The sequence below is a fragment of the Agrococcus sp. KRD186 genome (genome assembly GCF_017168255.1).
Taxonomy (GTDB): domain Bacteria; phylum Actinomycetota; class Actinomycetes; order Actinomycetales; family Microbacteriaceae; genus Agrococcus.
In genome coordinates this window covers 2,864,499-2,881,744 of sequence record NZ_JABFAP010000001.1, presented here as the reverse complement: position 1 = coordinate 2,881,744, position 17,246 = coordinate 2,864,499, and the positions used below count along the sequence as shown (strand labels likewise).

Below are 17,246 nucleotides of genomic sequence, written 5' to 3'. Positions count from 1 at the left end.
ATTGTCTGAGCTGAGGAGCAGACTGCGCGACCGGCGCGCTACTGCCCCGTCACTCCCACTCGATCGTCCCCGGCGGCTTCGACGTCACGTCGAGCACGACCCGGTTGATCTCGGCGACCTCGTTCGTGATGCGGTTCGAGATGCGGGCGAGCACGTCGTAGGGCACGCGCGTCCAGTCGGCGGTCATGGCGTCCTCGGAGGAGACCGGGCGAAGCACCACCGGGTGGCCGTAGGTGCGGCCGTCGCCCTGCACGCCCACCGAGCGCACGTCGGCCAGCAGCACCACGGGGCACTGCCAGATCTCCCCGTCGAGACCGGCCGCCGTCAGCTCGGCGCGAGCGATCGCATCCGCTCGCCGCAGGATGTCGAGCCGCTCCTCGGTGACCTCGCCGATGATGCGGATGCCCAGGCCCGGCCCGGGGAAGGGCTGGCGGCCGACGATGACCTCCGGCAGGCCGAGCTCGCGGCCGATGGCACGCACCTCGTCCTTGAACAGCGCCCGCAGCGGCTCGATGAGCTGGAACTGCAGGTCGTCGGGCAGGCCGCCGACGTTGTGGTGGCTCTTGATGTTGGCGGTGCCGGTGCCGCCGCCCGACTCGACCACGTCGGGGTAGAGCGTGCCCTGCACGAGCCAGCGGATCGGCTGCCCGTCGGCGGCCGCCTCCGCGGCCAGGTCGCGCTCCGCCTGCTCGAAGGCGCGGATGAACTCGCGCCCGATGATCTTGCGCTTCGTCTCCGGGTCTGTGACCCCGGCGAGCGCCGTCATGAACTGCTCCCGCGCATCCACCGTCACGAGCCGCACGCCCGTTGAGGCGACGTAGTCCTGCTCGACCTGCTCGCGCTCGTCCTGGCGCAGCAGGCCGTGGTCGACGAAGATGCACACCAGCTGGTCGCCGACCGCCTCGTGCACGAGCGCCGCGGCGACCGCCGAGTCGACGCCGCCGGAGAGCCCGCAGATGACGCGGTCGGTGCCGACCTGCTCGCGGATGCGCGCGACCTGCTCCTCGATGATCGAACCCGAGTCCCAGTCGCCCGGCAGGCCCGCGATGTCGTGCAGGAACGACTCCAGCACGCGCTGGCCGTGCTCCGAGTGCTTGACCTCCGGGTGCCACTGCACGCCGGCCAGCTTCCGCTCGCGGTGCTCGAACGCGGCCACCGGGGTGTCTGCGGTGGTCGCGAGCACCGTGAAGCCCTCCGGCGCCTGCGAGACCGAGTCGCCGTGGCTCATCCACACCGTCTGCGCCCCGGGCTGCCCGTCGAGCAGGGAACCGGCCGCATCCACCGTCATCGCCGTAGAGCCGTACTCGCGCCGGCCGGTGTGGGCGACGGTGCCGCCGAGCTGCGCGGCCATCACCTGGAAGCCGTAGCAGATGCCGAAGGTGGGGATCCCGAGCTCGAGGATGCCCTCGTCGAGCCGCGGCGCGCCCTCGGCGTAGACGCTCGAGGGGCCGCCCGAGAGCACGATCGCCGCCGGGTCCTTGGCGCGCACCTCGTCAGCCGTGATGGTGGAGGGCACGATCTCGCTGTAGACGTCGGCCTCGCGCACGCGGCGCGCGATGAGCTGCGCGTACTGCGCGCCGAAGTCGACCACGAGCACGGGCCGCTGAGCGGTGTCGGACATCAGGCTTCCTTCGAGGTGGGAGCGGAGGAGGAGACGGCGGATGCGCTGTCGCGGCTGGCCTTCTCGGCCTCCAGTCGCGCGAGGTCGGCCAGGGCGACGCGGTGCATGCGGTGCTCGACGAAGAACGACAGGAACGGCACCACGCCGCCCGCCGCCATCGCCAGCAGGCGCGGGAAGGGCCAGCGCAGCAGGCTCCAGAGCCGGAAGCTCGCGAGCAGGTAGACGACGTAGATCCAGCCGTGCACGATCAGGATCATCAGCGAGATGTTGATGCCGCCCTCGCCGAGCGAGACGATCTCGCAGCCCATGCCGCCGGGCACGAACAGCGAGTACCACTGGCAGCCTGCGCCGGGCACGACGGCCTCCAGCGCGAGCGGGCCGGAGGCGCCGAACGCGAAGATCTCGACGTGCGTGGGCGAGTACTTCAGCACCATCTCGGCCACCAGCAGCAGCAGGAACATTCCCGTCACCCACGACATCACGCGGTAGAACTTGATGGCGGTGCGGATCTGCGGCAGCTGTTCGATAGGGCGGGGCACGGGTGCCAGTCTATCGAGCGGTTCAGGTGCCCGCGGCCGCGGCGGCAGCCGCCTCTTCGTCCTCGATCGCCTCGATCTCGCGCTCGTGCGCATCCTTCACCAGCCGGTACCAGAGGTAGAACGCGAACAGCATGAACGCGACCCACTCGACCGCGTAGAACACATTCAGCCAGTTCAGCTGCGTGTCGCTCACCGGCCGCATCGAGATGATCGGCTGCGCGCTCTCGGTGAGGGCCCCGGATGCGGCTGCCGACGGCTCGTCGAGGATCGCATACGACCCGTAGACCAGGCCGTTGTAGTCGCTCCACTGGTTGATGAGCGCGGCGACCGACATCGCCTCGCTGGTGCCCTCGCGGATGTCGCCCTGCGTGGGTGCCTCGGTGGGCATCAGTCGCCCGACCAGCTCGCCGGAGGCATCCGTCGCACCGGCAGCAGCCGTGAGCTCGGCGACGCGGGCGTCGGCGGCGGCTGGGTCGGCGAACCAGGCCAGCGCGACCGGCAGCGAGGCCGGCTGCCCGTCGGGCTGCTCGATCAGCATGCGGCCGATCACCCATGCGCCGGTGCGCTCGTCCTGCTGGCGGCCGACGAGCGTGTCGAAGTCCTCCGCCACCCAAGTGCCCGAGAAGCCGACCATGCGGCCGCCAGCCTCGGTGGTGAGGGTCGCGGTCGGCTCGGCGACCTGCGTGAGCGGCACGGCCGTCTCGGTGTCGCGCTCGTCGGTCTGGCCCTGTTCGACGGCACGCTCGATCTGCCACTGGCCGAGCAGCGCGAACACGCCCGCGACCAGGAGGCAGAGCGCGAGCACGCCGATCCACCGGGGTCGCTTGGCGACCTGCTTGAAGGTGGGGCGAGGGGTGCTCATGGGCACCCCCAGCCTATCGGTGGATCAGGCGGCGGGCTCCGGGCGGGTGCGCACGGTGTCGGCCGTCGGCAGCGCGCTCAGCGGCACGATGTCGGGTGCCTCCAGGCGCGCGCGGTCGGCCGATTCGTCGTCCGGCAGCTCCTGGCTCTGCAGCTCGGCTGCCACCCGCTTGTTGTAGGTGTTGACCTCCTGCTCGACGCGCGCGTCATCCCAGCCCAGCGCATCCGCCATGATCCGTGCGGCGACCGGGGCTGCGGCGACGCCGCGGTCCCACGCCTCGATCGAGATGCGGGTGCGGCGGGCGAGCACGTCGTCGAGGTGCAGCGCGCCCTCATGGGTGCAGGCGTAGCGCACCTCCGCCCCGATGTAGTCGTCGGCGCCCGGCAGCGGCTCGGCGAGCGACTCGTCCTTGCGGATCATGTCGAGCAGCTCGTCGGTGAGCGTGCCGTAGCGGTTCAGCAGGTGCTCGATGCGGTGCTTGTGGAGGCCGAAGGCACGCGCGATCTTCGAGCGCTTGTTCCAGGCCGCCTTGTAGCCCTCCGCGCCCAGCAGCGGGATGTCGGCCGTGCACGACTCGGGCACCTTGCCGTCGAGCGAGGTGGCGACCTCGTCGATCGCGTCCTTGCCCATCACACGGTAGGTGGTGAACTTCCCGCCCGCGATGATCACCAGGCCCGGCACGGTGTGGCCGACGTGGTGCTCGCGCGAGAGCTTCGCGGTCGAGCCGCCGTCGCCGGCGGACAGCAGCGGGCGCAGCCCCGCGTAGACGCCCTCGACGTCGGCGCGCGTGAGCTTCGTGGAGAGCACCCGGTTGACGTTGTCGAGGATGTAGTCGATGTCGGCGGCGGTCGCGGCGGGGTGCGCCTTGTCGAGCTGCCAGTCGGTGTCGGTGGTGCCGACGATCCAGTGCCGGCCCCACGGGATGACGAACAGCACGCTCTTCTCGGTGCGGAGGATCATGCCCATGGTCGAGTGGAAGCGGTCGCGCGGCACCACCAGGTGCACGCCCTTCGAGGCGCGCACCTTGATCTCGCCGCGAGCGCCGACCATCGCCTGGGTGTCGCCCGTCCAGACGCCGGTGGCGTTGACGACCTGCTTGGCGCGGATCTCGAACTGCTCACCGGTCTCGTAGTCGTGCGCCTGCACGCCGACGACCCGCTCGCCGACCTTCAGGAAGCCCTCGGCGCGCACGCGGCTGGCCACGTGGGCGCCGTAGAAGGATGCGGTGCGCGCGACGGTGGCGACGTAGCGGGCGTCGTCCATCTGCGCGTCGTAGTAGGAGAGGCCGCCGATGACCTTCTCGGTGTCGAGGGAGGGGATCTCCTTCTGCAGCCGCTTCTTCGACAGGTGGCGGTGCAGCGGCACACCGGGCTTCATGAAACCCGTGTAGCTGAACGCGTCGTACATCGCCATGCCCGCGCCGATGTACGCGCGCTCGACCACGGGCGTCTCGAGCGGGTAGAGGAACTGCACGGGCTTCACCAGGTGCGGGGCGAGGCGCTGCAGCAGCAGGCCGCGCTCGACGAGCGCCTCGCGCACGAGCTCGAAGTTCATCTGCTCGAGGTAGCGGATGCCGCCGTGGATGAGCTTCGACGAGCGGCTCGAGGTGCCGGAGGCGAAGTCGCGCGCCTCGATCAGCCCAACCCGCAGGCCGCGGGTGACGGCGTCGAGCGCCGCGCCGGCGCCGACGATGCCGCCGCCGATCACGAGCACGTCGACCTCGCGGTCGCGCATCGAGCGAAGAGCGGCAGCGCGCTCCTCGGGGCCGAGCTTCCTCGACCGACTCACGCTGTTGGTGGTCTCAGCCATGGATCCTCCTTCGGTACGTCGCCCCGATCGGGGCTTCTCTAGCGCGGTGGGTTCGCCTCGACGACCACGTCGATCCGCTGGAACTCCTTGAGATCCTTGTAGCCGGTCGTCGACATGGCCTTGCGCAGAGCGCCCATGATGTTCGCCGTCCCGTCGGCGACGGGCGAGGGGCCGTTCAGCACCACGTCGAGCTGACCGACCTGGTCGACCTGCACACGGTTGCCGCGCGGCAGCTTCTGGTTGTGGGCCTCTGGGCCCCAGTGCCATCCGCGCCCGGGGGCGTCGGTGGCGCGCGCGAGCGCGGTGCCGAGCATGACGCCGTCGGCGCCGCAGGCGAGCGACTTCACGACCTGGCCGGAGGTGCCCAGCGAGCCGTCGGCGATGACGTGCACGTAGCGACCGCCCGACTCGTCGAGGTAGTCGCGGCGGGCGGCGGCGACGTCGCTGACCGCGGTCGCCATCGGGGCCGCGACGCCCAGCACGCGCTCGCTCGTGGATGCGGCACCGCCGCCGAAGCCGACGAGCACGCCTGCCGCGCCCGTGCGCATCAGGTGCAGCGCCGCCGTGTAGGTGACGACGCCGCCGACCACCACGGGCACGTCGAGCTCGTAGATGAACTGCTTGAGGTTGAGGGGCGTGCCCTGCTCGGCCGAGACGTGCTCGGCGCTCACGGTCGCGCCGCGGATCACCATCAGGTCGACGCCTGCGGCGAGCACGGTCTCGTAGTGCTCCTGCACCGCCTGCGGGCTGAGGCTGCCGGAGACGACGACGCCGGCGTCGCGGATCTGCGCCAGCCGGTCACGGATCAGCTCGGGCTTGATCGGCTCCGCGTAGATCTCGCGCATGCGGTTGGTGGCGAGGTCGGCGGGCAGGCCGGCGATCTCGGCCAGCAGCGGCTCGGGGTCGTCGTAGCGCGTCCAGACGCCCTCGAGGTTGAGCACGCCGAGGCCGCCGGCACGCCCGAGCGCGATCGCGGTCGCGGGGCTCATCACCGAGTCGGTCGGGGCGCCCAGCACGGGGATCTCGAACTTGAACGCGTCGATCTGCCACTGCAGCGAGACCAGATCGCTGTCGCGCGTGCGCCGGGACGGCACGATGCTGATGTCGTCGAACCCGTAGCCCGTACGAGCGCGCTTGCTGCGGCCGATCTCGATCTCCGTCACCTCGCCAGCCTATCGCCGCCGATCCGGGCGGCCGCCCAGGTTGGGCTCCTCGATCGGCCGCCGGTCCGCTCAGCCGCCGAGCACGCTCTTGATCCGCAGCAGCGCCGCCTCCAGCTCGCGCCGCACGGTCGCGGCGCGCTCGGTGGTCATGTGCTCGCCGCGCTGCCGACGGGCTGCCTCGCGCACCTGCTGCCGGAAGTCGCTCAGCGCGAGGTCGACGTCGTGGACCGCCATGCGCGCTGCGGCCTTGCGGGCCGTGTGCGACGCATCCGCTCGCGAATCGGGAGCCTGCGGCGACCCGGGGGCTCCGGTCCATGGGGAGTCGGCCCAGCTGGCGTCGGCCCCCTGGGCGCCGGCCCATGCCGGCGGTTCGGGGGCGGATGCGTCCGGCCGCTCGTGCGCGTCGGGTCGCGGCGCGCTCGGTTCGCCGACGCCGCCGGTGCGCGCGCTCGCAGAGCCGGGGCGGCGGGCGGCGCTGCGGGCGTCGCGCTCGGCCTCCGCGAGGTCGGCGCGCAGGCCCTGCATGGCCGAGCGCACGCTCGCCCGCACGTCGGAGGCCATCCGCCGCACCGAGTCGGTGATCTCACTCTCGAGCGAGTGCAGCTCGCCCTCCCGCTCGCGCAGCTCGGCTCGGCCGGCGTCGGTGATCGTGTAGGTCGACTTGCGGCCGTCGACCGTCTTGGTGACCAGCCCCTCCTCCTCGAGCTTCGCCAGCCGCGGGTAGATGGTGCCCGCGCTGGGCGAGTAGGTGCCGCCGAAGCGATGCTCGAGCGCCTGCATGAGCTCGTAGCCGTGGCGGGGCGCCTCGGCCAGCAGGCTCAGCAGGTAGAGCCGCAGCGCACCGTGGCCGAAGACGGGGGTCATGCGCCCCTCCGCGTGCCGTCCCGCTGCACGATCGTGACGTCGCCCGAGACGGTGCTGGCGCTGAAGTCGAACGCGTTCGCGCCGTCGACACTCTCGCGCCCGCCGCGCTTGGGCATCGCGACCCCCGCGACCGAGCCGCGGCCCGAGACCGTGCGGGTGGTGGCGCGCACGCCCTGACCGGCGTCGAGCCGCACCGTGACGTCGCCCGAGACGGAGTTCGCCGTGATGCCGCGCGGCGAGCCGTGCACGTCGAGCAGCACCTCGCCGCTGACGGTGTCGATGCCGATGTGCTCGAGCGCGCCGGAGGCGGTGACGCTCGCCGAGACGCCGTGCACCGAAAGCCGGCCGGTGCCGCCGGAGACCTCAACATCGCCCGAGACGGTGTTGAGGTCGAGATCGCCCTCGTGCGACTCGACCTGGATCGCCCCCGAGACCGTGCTGAGGCTCGCGCGCGAGCGCAGGCCGGTGACCAGGGCGGATGCGTTGACCTGGCCCAGCGACAGCGCCACCTGCCTGGGCACGACGATGCTCAGCTCGACCCGCGCGCGCACGCCCACGAGCGCCTTCACCGACTCCCACACGTCATCCCAGCTCACCTTCGGGTGGGAGATCGAGAGGCGACCCTGCTCGAGCGTGACCGTGAGGTCGCGACCCTCGACGCGGTGCACCTCGACCCGCGCGGTCGGCTCGTCGTGGCCGACGATGTCGACGCTGCCGCCGACGATGCCCACGCGCAGCGCGGTCACCGCGTCGAGGTCGATGACGCGGCTCTGGCCCTCGCCGATCGTCCAGCGCTCGGAGATCGCGTCGGCGCCCGACGCTGCCGCGCCCGATGCGCTGCGCGGCCTGGTGTCGCCGCTGCCATGCGTGTCGACGCTCTCCTGCGCGCCGAAGCCCTCCGGCCCGCCGCCGCCCTGCGCGCCGAAGGCGTCGGACCCGCCGCTCCACTGCTCGTTCATCGTGCTCTCCTGCCCTGCGCGCCGGCCCCGGCGGCCGCCACTCGCGATATATCGCGTTACGTGGAAGTCACGATATATCGCGTCTGGGCTGATGCGCAACCCCTGTCGACCGAAGCCGCGCCGCCCTGCCCGCGCCGCGCCGATTGCTCCCGGGCCGCGCCGCACACGCAGAACGGACCCGTTCGAGACCCGGGGACCCGCTCTGGGGGGTCCCCGAATCCCGAACGGGTCCGTGAAAGCAGTGCTCGCCGGCTAGCGGCGGTAGTTCGGCGCCTCGACGACCATCTGGATGTCGTGCGGGTGCGACTCCTTGAGGCCGGCGGCGGTGATCTGCACGAAGCGGCCCTTCTGCTGCAGCTCGTCGATCGTGCGCGCGCCGGTGTAGAACATCGACTGCCGCAGGCCGCCGACCAGCTGGTAGGCGACCGTGCCGAGGTGGCCGCGATAGGGCACCTGGCCCTCGATGCCCTCGGCGATGAGCTGCTCGTCGCTCGGCACGTCGGCCTGGAAGTAGCGGTCGCGCGAGTACGAGGTCTTCTTGCCACGGGTCTGCATCGCGCCGAGCGAACCCATGCCGCGGTAGGCCTTGAACTGCTTGCCGTTCACCAGCACCAAGTCGCCCGGGCTCTCGCTCGTGCCCGCGAGCAGCGAGCCGAGCATGACCGACGAGGCGCCGGCGACGAGCGCCTTGGCGATGTCGCCCGAGTACTGCAGGCCGCCGTCGGCGATGACCGGGATGCCCGTGCCGGCGTCGTGCGCGGCCCGTGCCGCGTCGTAGATGGCGGAGACCTGCGGCACGCCGACGCCGGAGACGACGCGTGTGGTGCAGATCGAACCCGGGCCGACGCCGACCTTCACCGCGTCGACGCCCGCCTCGATGAGCGCCGCTGCACCCTCGTAGGTGGCGACGTTGCCGCCGATGATGTCGATCTCGTCGAAGCGCGAGTCGCCCTTGAGGCCCGCGACCATGTCGAGCACGCCCTGGCTCTCGCCGTTGGCGGTGTCGACCACGATCACGTCGACGCCCTCGGCCGCGAGCGCCACCGCCCGGTCGAAGGCGTCGCCGAAGAAGCCGATCGCTGCACCGACGCGCAGTCGACCGTGCGCATCCTTCGTGGCGTTCGGGTACTGCTCGACCTTGTCGAAGTCCTTGACCGTGATCAGGCCGTGCAGGCGGCCGTCGTCATCGACGAGCGGCAGCTTCTCGAGCTTCGTGCGGGCGAAGAAGTCGAACGCCTCCTCGCGCGAGATGCCGACCTTGGCGGTCTGCAGCGGCGCCGGCGTCATGACGTCGCGCACGCGCGTCGTCGCGAACTCGCCGCGGGTCACGAAGCGCATGTCGCGGTTGGAGATGATGCCGACGAGGATGCCCTCGGCGTCGACGACCGGCAGGCCCGAGACCTTGAACTCGCCGCAGATGCGGTCGACCTCTTCGATCGTCGCGTCGGCAGTGGTGGTGAGCGGGTCGGTGATCATGCCCGACTCCGAGCGCTTCACCCGGTCGACGATGCCGGCCTGGTCGGCGATCGAGAGGTTGCGGTGCACGATGCCGATGCCGCCCTGGCGTGCCATGGCGATCGCCATGCGATCCTCTGTCACGGTGTCCATCGCGCTCGAGACGAGCGGCATGGAGAGGCGGATGCGGCGCGAGAGACGGGTGCCCGTGTCGGCCTCGGAGGGGATCACATCCGTGCGGCCCGGAAGCAGCATGACGTCGTCATAGGTCAGGCCTACGGGGCCGAAGGGGTTGCGCATTTCCATCGCTTCCATCGTATCTATTCGGTAACGGTCCCGCCGCATCCAGGCATTCTCGCTTCCGGTGACGCTGAAATGGACACGGAGCGGCTCGCGTGGCCGCTACTGTGTCACCACCGATGTAACGGGCAAGATGCACGCGGCATTCCCCAGGGCAGCGCAGCCCCACAACATGGAGGACATGTGAAGACGTCCAGCAGACCTCGACGCGGAGGGCTGCGACGAGCGATCGTCGTCGGCCTTGCTGCGCTGGGGATGATCGCGGGCGGAGCGGCTGCGGCCACCGCCGCAGATCTCCCGAGCACCGAATCCACCGATCAGTACACGTTCCAGGGCATCATCCGCGACGGGCAGACCCCGCTCGAGGGCGTCGAGATCACCGTCTCCGGCAACGGCGTCGAAGAGACGGCCGCGACGGATGCGAGCGGTGCATGGTCGATCGGCGTGGCCGATCCCGGCACCTACACCGTCTCGATCGACCCGGCCACGCTGCCGGACGGCATCTCGCTGCGCGACCCGGCGGAGTTCGAGAGCCGCGAGTTCACGACCGCCAGTACGTCGCAGATCGGTGTGCTCTTCCCGCTCCAGGGCGCGGGCGGCGGCGGCACCGGCGGCGAAGGCGGCACCGGTGCCGAGCCGGGGACCGGCGGCACGGGCGGCGACTCGGCCGATCCGGGCGGCGGCAGTGCCGCAACCGGCACCACCGACAGCAGCTTCTGGTCGACGGTGCTGGCACGCTCGGTGTCGGGCCTCAGCTTCGGTCTGCTCATGGCGCTCGGCGCCATCGGCATCACGCTGATCTACGGCACCACCGGAGTCAGCAACTTCGCGCACGGCGAGCTGCTCACCTTCGGCGGCGTCGTCTTCTATGCCACCACGACGCTGGTCAACTGGCCCGTCTGGATCGCGGTGATCGTCACGCTCGCGGCGTCAGCGGCCCTCGGCTGGATGCACGACTGGGCGATCTTCAAACCTCTGCGAAAGCGCGGCGTCGGGCTGGTGCAGGTGCTGATCGTGACGATCGGACTCTCGATCGCACTGCGCTACTTCTTCCAGTTCCTCATCGGCGGCGGCATCCTCGGCCTCTCGGTGCCGCGCGGCGACATCCTGAACGTCGGTCCGATCGTGATGCGGACGGGCGATGTCGTGAGCATGGTCATCGCGATCTTCGTACTCGTCGCCGTCGGCCTGTTCCTCACCCGCACGCGGCTCGGCAAGGCCACGCGCGCGGTGAGCGACAACGCCTCCCTGGCCTCGGCCTCCGGCATCGACGTCGACCGCGTCATCCGCATCGTCTGGGTGCTCGGCGCGCTGCTCACCGGCGGCTCCGGCATCCTCTACACGTACTTCATCGGCGCGAACATCAAGTGGGACGTCGGCTTCACCGTGCTGCTGCTGCTGTTCGCGGGCGTCACCCTCGGCGGCCTCGGCAGCGCGTTCGGCGCCCTCGTCGGCGCTGTCGTGGTCGGGCTCGTCACCGAGCTCTCGACGCTCTGGATCGCCGCCGACCTGCGCTATGCCGTGGCGCTGCTGGCGCTGATCCTGGTGCTGCTGTTCCGACCGCAGGGCATCCTCGGTCGCAGGGAAAGGGTTGGTTGACATGGACTTCCTCGCGATTCTCAGCAATGCCGCGGGCGAGATCCTCTCCCCCACCACGGCAGCCTTCGCACTCGCCACGATCGGCCTCAACGTGCACTTCGGCTACACCGGGCTGCTGAACTTCGGCCACGCCGCGTTCATGGCGATCGGCGCGTATGCCTTCGCCATCTTCACGATGCAGGTCGACCCGACGGCGACGCTCGGGTGGCCCGTGTGGCTGTCCTTCCTGACCGCCGTCCTCGTGGCGATCGTGGCGGCAGTCGCCTTCGCGCTGCTGCTCGGCATCCCGACGCTCCGGCTGCGCGGCGACTACCTCGCGATCGTCACGATCGCGGCGGCAGAGATCGTGCGCTTCACGATGCGCACCTCCGAGTACTCGGCGATCACGGGCGGCTCCCAGGGCCTGCGCGGGCAGGACTACAAGGGCGACGTCGACGCGCTCAACCCGCTCACCGGCTCCACCTACGGCTTCGGCCCCTGGGCCGGCAGCGCCTACGACACCTGGATCCGCATCCTCGCCTGGGGCCTTGTGATCGTGGCGCTCATCATCGTCTGGCTGCTCATGCGCAGCCCGTGGGGCCGCGTCATCAAGGGCATCCGTGAGGACGAGGATGCGGTGCGGTCGCTGGGCAAGAACGTCTACGGCTACAAGATGCAGGCGCTCATCCTCGGCGGTGTGATCGGCGGGCTCGCCGGCATCATGTTCGTGCTGCCCCGAGCGGTGCAGCCGGACAACTTCGCCACCGCCATGACCTTCTACATCTGGACGGCTCTGCTGCTCGGCGGTGCCGCCACCGTGATCGGCCCGCTGCTCGGCTCCATCCTGTTCTGGGTGCTGCTGTCGTTCACCGGCGGCCTGCTGAGCGGGCTGCAGTCGATCGGCGCCTTCGGCGACATGACCGGCACCCAGGCCGGCCAGCTGCGGTTCGTGCTCGTCGGCCTCGCGCTGATAGCGATCGTCGTATTCAGACCGCAAGGCATCCTGGGCAACAAGAAGGAGCTGTCGTTCCATGTCTGAGACCACCACTCCCCCGACGACGCACCCGCTCGTCGACGGCGAGGTCGGCCCCGGCTGCAAGAAGGTCGACCCGATCGTCATCGCCGATGGCGTCGTGCGGCAGTTCGGTGGCCTGACGGCCGTCGACGTCGAGCACGCCGAGATCCCGCGCGGCGCCATCACGGCGCTGATCGGGCCGAACGGCGCCGGCAAGACCACCTTCTTCAACCTGCTCACCGGCTTCGACCGCCCCAACAAGGGCACCTGGTCGTTCGAGGGCCAGTCGCTCGCGCACGTGCCCAGCCACAAGGTGGCGCGGCGCGGCATGGTGCGCACCTTCCAGCTGACGAAGTCGCTCGGCCGCCTGACGGTGCTGCAGAACATGCTGCTGGGCGCGCGCGACCAGCGCGGCGAGGGCATCTTCGCCGCGCTCGTGCGCCCGCTGTGGAGGGCGCAGGAGGAGGCCAACATCAAGCGGGCGGACAGCCTGCTGGCCCGCTTCAAGCTCGACACCAAGCGCGAGGACTACGCCGCGTCGCTCTCGGGCGGCCAGCGCAAGCTGCTCGAGATGGCACGCGCGCTCATGAGCGAGCCGACCCTGGTGATGCTCGATGAGCCGATGGCCGGCGTCAACCCGGCGCTGACGCAGTCGCTGCTCGACCACGTGAAGGGCCTGAAGGAGGACGGCATGACGGTGCTCTTCGTCGAGCACGACATGCACATGGTGCGCCATATCTCCGACTGGGTGATCGTGATGGCCGAGGGCAAGATCGTCGCCGAGGGTCCGCCCGAGACGATCATGCACAACCAGGCGGTCGTCGACGCCTACCTGGGCGCGCACCACGACACCGACCTGGGCACGCTGACCAACCAGCAGGTGGCGCAGATCCACGGGGCCGCCGAGGACGAGGTGCCCATCGACGCCGGAGCACCCGGTGCCGAGCAGCGCACGCCGGCTGCCGATGCGCAGCCGGCGACGGATGCCGACCATGAGGAGGGCAAGCGATGACCGACAGCGCCACGAGCACCCCGGTGCTCGAGACCAAGGAGCTCGTCGCCGGCTACCTGCCCGGCGTCAACATCCTCAACGGCTGCTCGATCGTGGCCAACCAGGGCGACCTGATCGGCATCATCGGACCGAACGGCGCCGGCAAGTCGACGCTGCTGAAGGCGGTCTTCGGGCAGGTGAACGTCCGCGGCGGCGAGATCCTGCTGCACGGGGAGGACATCTCCGGGCTCAAGGCCGACAAGCTGGTCGGCAGGGGCGTCGGCATGGTGCCGCAGAACAACAACGTGTTCCCCTCGCTCACGATCGAGGAGAACCTCGAGATGGGCCTGTTCCAGGCGCCGAAGATGTTCAAGGAGCGCTTCGAGTTCGTCGGGGCCCTGTTCCCCGAGCTCGTGTCGCGCCGCAAGCAGCGCGCCGGCAGCCTCTCCGGCGGCGAGCGCCAGATGGTCGCGATGGGCCGCGCGCTCATGATGGACCCCTCGGTGCTGCTCCTCGACGAGCCGAGCGCCGGCCTGAGCCCGGTGCGCCAGGACGAGACGTTCCTGCGCGTGGCAGAGATCAACAGCCACGGCGTGACGATCGTGATGGTGGAGCAGAACGCCCGGCGCTGCCTGCAGATCTCGCACCGCGCGTACGTGCTCGACCAGGGCAAGGACGCCTACACGGGAACCGGCCGAGAGATGCTGAACGACCCCAAGGTCATTCAGCTCTACCTCGGCACGCTCGCGACCGACGTCGAGGAGAAGGCGAAGACGGCTCCTTCGGCATCCTCAGATCACGTGTAGTCGTGTAGCCGAATCAAGCAAGCGAACTGGGCCACATCGACCTTGACTGTTGAAGGCTCCAGAACTTCCGTGCCGTGAGCGCATCTTTTCACAGCGCACTCTCACCTGGATCGTGCCACCTCGGCCGGATTTCGTGACCTGATGGTCATTCTGCCTTGAGTTTCCGGGGTTCTTGGTGTCCGTGCGGGGCACTAATCGGGCGCTTCTAGACTGCCCAAGTGGGTATGTTCGCGCAACGGCTGCGGAGGCCGCGTATGCGCACGCGACCCGGGCTGGCGCGCTCACGCTGGTCCTCTATGACGTGACCACGCTGTATTTCGAGGCCGAGTACGAAGACGCGCTGCGGAAGGTCGGCATGAGCAAGGAACGGCGCGTGGATCCGCAGATCCTGGTCGGCCTGCTCGTCGACGCCGGCGGCTTCCCGCTGGAGGTGCACGCGTTCCCCGGCAACAAGGGCGAGACGCTCACGCTGCTGCCGGTGCTGGACGCCTTCCGCGCCCGCCACGGCGTCGAGGAGCTGGTGGTGGTCGCCGATGCCGGCATGCTCTCGGCGGCGAACCTGAACGCTGTCGAGGACGCCGGGTTCCGGTTCATCGTCGGCTCCCGCACCTCCTCCGCCCCGCACGACCTGACACCGCATTTCGAGCGGCACGGGAACGCGTTCGCCGATGGGCAGATCATCGAGACGCAGCGCACGATGGGCAGAGGCGAGCAGGCGCGGAAGCGGCGGGTGGTCTGGCACTACTCGTTCAAACGAGACAAGCGCGACAACCTCACCCTCAACAAGCAGATCGAGCGCGCGGAGAAGATCGCCGACGGCTCCCGGCCGGCGAAGCGGGACCGGTTCGTCACGATCGACGGGAAGAGCGTCGGCGTCAACTGGGCACAGATCGAGAAGGCGCGCACCTGGCAGGGGCTCAAAGGCTATGTCGCCAACATCCCCGAGGACGTGCTCGACGGGGCCGGCGTGGTCGCCGCGTACCACGACCTGTTCCAGGTAGAAGCGTCATTCCGGATGGCCAAGACCGACCTCAAGGCGCGACCGATGTTCCATGCGCAGGAGGACTCGATCCAGGCGCACCTCACGATCGTGTTCTGCGCCCTCGCCATCAGCCGCCACCTGCACGCGACCACCGGCGCCTCGATCCGCCGCATCGTCCGCGCCCTCAAGCCGCTGCGCGACATCGTGATCAGCGTCGACGGACACCGGATCACCGCCCAGACCCCTGCCACCGGCGAAGCCGCCGAGATCCTCACCAAACTCAGGTCGGCCATGGGGCACTAACTTGGCACGATCCAGGTCTCAGCCTGCCAAACGAAATCTCATGAAGAATCGTCGAACGGTCGGTTCATCGAAGAATGGAGATATAGATGCGTCGCACATATGGATCGCGAAGAGTCGCGGCGGCTGCCAGTGTCGCGACTATCGTCTTTGCTGGACTATTTGTCGGCGGCGCCGCCGCTTCTGCAGCTGACTATGGATGTGCCACTTCGATCTCGGCGACGAAAGGCTACGGCACCGCAAACTGCTGGTTGCTCCCCGTGGGGAAGACACAGTTCCGTGCTGCCGTAGGTTGCCAACGCATCGGTGGCAGCCAGTTCTACGTCAGCTATTCCTTGTGGCGGTGGGCAAATCAGAACGCTGACGCGGTCTGCTCACTTGGCTACAACGCAATTCAAGTCAACGTGCAATTCCGGTGATTCGCCCAAAATAGCAGCACCCGAGACGGCTCAAGCAGCGCACGACCAGTTCGGAGAAGTGATGAAGCTCGAAAATGCAACAAGGCATGGGATCTCAAGCCTTCTCGCGGTTTGCGCCATCGGGGCGGCATCAATGATTGCTGCCGCTCCAGCGCAAGCCGCCGCGAATTGCGGGATCGCAATTACGGACGATGGCTCATCCGGTACATGCTGGTCCCTGCCGGCCGGCATGAGTCAGTGGCGTATGTCGCTTGGATGCGAACGAGTCGGCGGTACCCAGTTCTACATCAACTACTCACTCTGGAGAAGCGCTGGACAGAACGGAGAAGTATGGTGTCGAGCCGGATATGAGGCCGTTCAGACTCATCTCCAGTTCCGCTGAAAGTTCTTGCCACCGCGGTTGAGGTTGTGAGGGGTTGCGTCCGGCAGAGCGGTGTACGACTCTCCGGTGATCGCGTCGCAGCGAACGTAGTGACGATCGCCATGTGATCCCTCGGGAGAACTCTTCACGTCCGTCTCGAAAGGACTGTCGCTCACAGTGTCAACCATGCCCGTTTCCTGCGCGAGCACGTCGAGCAGGCATCCCCGAACCTGGTGCGTGAGATGTTCTCGGCGTCCATCAACGCGCTGCTGTCGACGGATGCCCCTGGTGTCACGTCGGCGTGACCTGGATCGTGCCACTTCGAGTCCAGTTCGCGCGCGGAGGGCTTGACTGCCTTGATTCTTCCCGGGGTTCTTGGTGCGCGCGTTACGCACTAATGCTGCTCCGGTGGGCTGTTCATGCGGAAGGTGAGGACCGCCTCGCGCGCGACGGCGGTGGAGATCGCGCCGAAGACGCGGGACCTGCGCACGATCGTCGAGCGTCTCGGGTCCGCGCATGACGAGGCTCAGTTGGAGCTTCTGGTCTAGGGCGTGTCTCGTAATGTCGTTGTCCAGGCGATTTCGGTGATCGGGCGTGCCAGACGCAGCACGTCGCTCGGGTCCGCGTCGGGGCTGAGCAGGTCGACCGTTCAGCGGTGCGCGGGGTTCGTCGGCACGAACCGGCCGTCGACGATGATCCTATCGACGGCGTCGACCCCGGCCCGCCGTGCGGCGGTCTCGCCGAGGTAGCGGCACACCTCGCGCAGCCGCAAGGTAGTCCCGTGCCGGCTGGCGGCCCGGCGTCGCGCGCTGCCTGGCGCTCCTCGAGCAGGGCGTCGCGGAGCGTGGCGGCGATCGCGGCCGGCCGTGGCTCGTCGCCCTCGCGCGTATGTGCTCGCGCAGCTCGTGGAACTCGGCGATGACGTGGCCGCCGGCGTGCAGCCAACCGTCGAGGACCAGGTCGCGGCTGTCGCCGATCGCCACGGTGAACGCCTGAGCGCGCGGCCAGTGCGCGAGCAGGTCACCGCGGAGCTCGTCCACGATCTCGGCGGGCGGGTGGTCGTCGGTGGTGTCGCTCACGATGCGTCAGCCAGGATCGGGCGAGCAAGCGCAGCTGCCCGGTCGAAGTGCGCCTCCAACCTGATGCCGATGTGGGTGCCGTCGTGCTCTGCGCGTAGCTGAGCAAGATCGATGCGGTGGGAGGGCTTCGTCATGCCAGTGTC

Annotated in this window: 14 protein-coding genes and 1 pseudogene; 6 read left to right on the top strand and 9 right to left on the bottom strand. The window is 69.4% G+C overall.

Annotation, left to right across the window (positions count from 1 at the left end; translation table 11 throughout):
• Window positions 1-49: 49 nt before the first annotated feature.
• The 8 genes from guaA to guaB all read right to left on the bottom strand — a co-directional run bounded on the left by guaA (window position 50) and on the right by guaB (window position 9,578).
• Complete coding sequence (gene guaA / locus J1M46_RS13995; RefSeq protein WP_206448339.1) at window positions 50-1,621, bottom strand: glutamine-hydrolyzing GMP synthase; 1,572 nt, start codon at window positions 1,619-1,621, stop codon at window positions 50-52.
• Window positions 1,621-2,160: a DUF3817 domain-containing protein gene (locus J1M46_RS13990; RefSeq protein WP_342384389.1), complete on the bottom strand. Its 540-nt coding sequence runs from the start codon at window positions 2,158-2,160 to the stop codon at window positions 1,621-1,623. The genes guaA and J1M46_RS13990 overlap by 1 nt, the downstream gene beginning before the upstream one ends.
• A gap of 22 nt (window positions 2,161-2,182) precedes the next feature.
• A complete protein-coding gene (locus J1M46_RS13985; RefSeq protein ID WP_206448337.1) occupies window positions 2,183-3,022 on the bottom strand; it encodes an SURF1 family cytochrome oxidase biogenesis protein in 840 nt (279 codons plus the stop codon).
• A gap of 24 nt (window positions 3,023-3,046) precedes the next feature.
• The gene (locus J1M46_RS13980; protein WP_206448336.1) at window positions 3,047-4,831 is read right to left on the bottom strand and encodes a glycerol-3-phosphate dehydrogenase/oxidase; all 1,785 of its coding nucleotides are present in this window, start codon (window positions 4,829-4,831) and stop codon (window positions 3,047-3,049) included.
• A gap of 38 nt (window positions 4,832-4,869) precedes the next feature.
• Window positions 4,870-5,994 carry a GuaB3 family IMP dehydrogenase-related protein gene (locus J1M46_RS13975; RefSeq protein ID WP_206448335.1) on the bottom strand — a complete coding sequence of 375 codons (1,125 nt, stop codon included), beginning with the start codon at window positions 5,992-5,994 and terminating at the stop codon, window positions 4,870-4,872.
• A 69-nt stretch (window positions 5,995-6,063) separates the two neighbouring features.
• The gene (locus J1M46_RS15950; RefSeq protein WP_206448334.1) at window positions 6,064-6,858 is read right to left on the bottom strand and encodes a PadR family transcriptional regulator; all 795 of its coding nucleotides are present in this window, start codon (window positions 6,856-6,858) and stop codon (window positions 6,064-6,066) included.
• Window positions 6,855-7,817 carry a DUF4097 family beta strand repeat-containing protein gene (locus tag J1M46_RS13965; RefSeq protein ID WP_206448333.1) on the bottom strand — a complete coding sequence of 321 codons (963 nt, stop codon included), beginning with the start codon at window positions 7,815-7,817 and terminating at the stop codon, window positions 6,855-6,857. The genes J1M46_RS15950 and J1M46_RS13965 overlap by 4 nt, the downstream gene beginning before the upstream one ends.
• A gap of 252 nt (window positions 7,818-8,069) precedes the next feature.
• Window positions 8,070-9,578, bottom strand: a complete 1,509-nt coding sequence (gene guaB, locus J1M46_RS13960) for an IMP dehydrogenase (RefSeq protein ID WP_206448332.1) — start codon at window positions 9,576-9,578, stop codon at window positions 8,070-8,072.
• 177 nt (window positions 9,579-9,755) lie between these two features.
• Between guaB and J1M46_RS13955 the strand changes: the two genes are divergently transcribed.
• The 5 genes and pseudogenes from J1M46_RS13955 to J1M46_RS13935 all read left to right on the top strand — a co-directional run.
• Window positions 9,756-11,171: a branched-chain amino acid ABC transporter permease gene (locus J1M46_RS13955; protein ID WP_342384388.1), complete on the top strand. Its 1,416-nt coding sequence runs from the start codon at window positions 9,756-9,758 to the stop codon at window positions 11,169-11,171.
• Window position 11,172: 1 nt separating this feature from the next.
• Window positions 11,173-12,189: a branched-chain amino acid ABC transporter permease gene (locus J1M46_RS13950; RefSeq protein WP_206448331.1), complete on the top strand. Its 1,017-nt coding sequence runs from the start codon at window positions 11,173-11,175 to the stop codon at window positions 12,187-12,189.
• A complete protein-coding gene (locus tag J1M46_RS13945) occupies window positions 12,182-13,177 on the top strand; it encodes an ABC transporter ATP-binding protein (RefSeq protein ID WP_206448330.1) in 996 nt (331 codons plus the stop codon). The genes J1M46_RS13950 and J1M46_RS13945 overlap by 8 nt, the downstream gene beginning before the upstream one ends.
• The gene (locus tag J1M46_RS13940; protein ID WP_206448329.1) at window positions 13,174-13,962 is read left to right on the top strand and encodes an ABC transporter ATP-binding protein; all 789 of its coding nucleotides are present in this window, start codon (window positions 13,174-13,176) and stop codon (window positions 13,960-13,962) included. The genes J1M46_RS13945 and J1M46_RS13940 overlap by 4 nt, the downstream gene beginning before the upstream one ends.
• A 196-nt stretch (window positions 13,963-14,158) precedes the next feature.
• A pseudogene (locus J1M46_RS13935) lies at window positions 14,159-15,247 on the top strand (IS1634 family transposase); the annotation flags it as partial.
• A gap of 1,426 nt (window positions 15,248-16,673) precedes the next feature.
• Here J1M46_RS13935 and J1M46_RS15695 read toward each other — a convergent pair.
• Window positions 16,674-16,796, bottom strand: coding sequence for a hypothetical protein (locus J1M46_RS15695; protein WP_274606947.1), 123 nt, complete (start codon window positions 16,794-16,796; stop codon window positions 16,674-16,676).
• 118 nt (window positions 16,797-16,914) lie between these two features.
• Between J1M46_RS15695 and J1M46_RS13930 the strand changes: the two genes are divergently transcribed.
• On the top strand, window positions 16,915-17,205 hold the full coding sequence (locus J1M46_RS13930; RefSeq protein ID WP_206448327.1) for a hypothetical protein: 291 nt from the start codon (window positions 16,915-16,917) through the stop codon (window positions 17,203-17,205).
• Window positions 17,206-17,246 lie beyond the last annotated feature (41 nt).

Bases quoted from the DNA above. Each gene is read 5' to 3' on its own strand.
- guaA (WP_206448339.1), bottom strand. From the start codon at position 1,621: ATGTCCGACACCGCTCAGCGGCCCGTGCTCGTGGTCGACTTCGGCGCG.
- J1M46_RS13985 (WP_206448337.1), bottom strand. From the start codon at position 3,022: ATGAGCACCCCTCGCCCCACCTTCAAGCAGGTCGCCAAGCGACCCCGG.
- J1M46_RS13980 (WP_206448336.1), bottom strand. From the start codon at position 4,831: ATGGCTGAGACCACCAACAGCGTGAGTCGGTCGAGGAAGCTCGGCCCC.
- J1M46_RS15950 (WP_206448334.1), bottom strand. From the start codon at position 6,858: ATGACCCCCGTCTTCGGCCACGGTGCGCTGCGGCTCTACCTGCTGAGC.
- J1M46_RS13965 (WP_206448333.1), bottom strand. From the start codon at position 7,817: ATGAACGAGCAGTGGAGCGGCGGGTCCGACGCCTTCGGCGCGCAGGGC.
- guaB (WP_206448332.1), bottom strand. From the start codon at position 9,578: ATGGAAATGCGCAACCCCTTCGGCCCCGTAGGCCTGACCTATGACGAC.
- J1M46_RS13950 (WP_206448331.1), top strand. From the start codon at position 11,173: ATGGACTTCCTCGCGATTCTCAGCAATGCCGCGGGCGAGATCCTCTCC.
- J1M46_RS13945 (WP_206448330.1), top strand. From the start codon at position 12,182: ATGTCTGAGACCACCACTCCCCCGACGACGCACCCGCTCGTCGACGGC.
- J1M46_RS13940 (WP_206448329.1), top strand. From the start codon at position 13,174: ATGACCGACAGCGCCACGAGCACCCCGGTGCTCGAGACCAAGGAGCTC.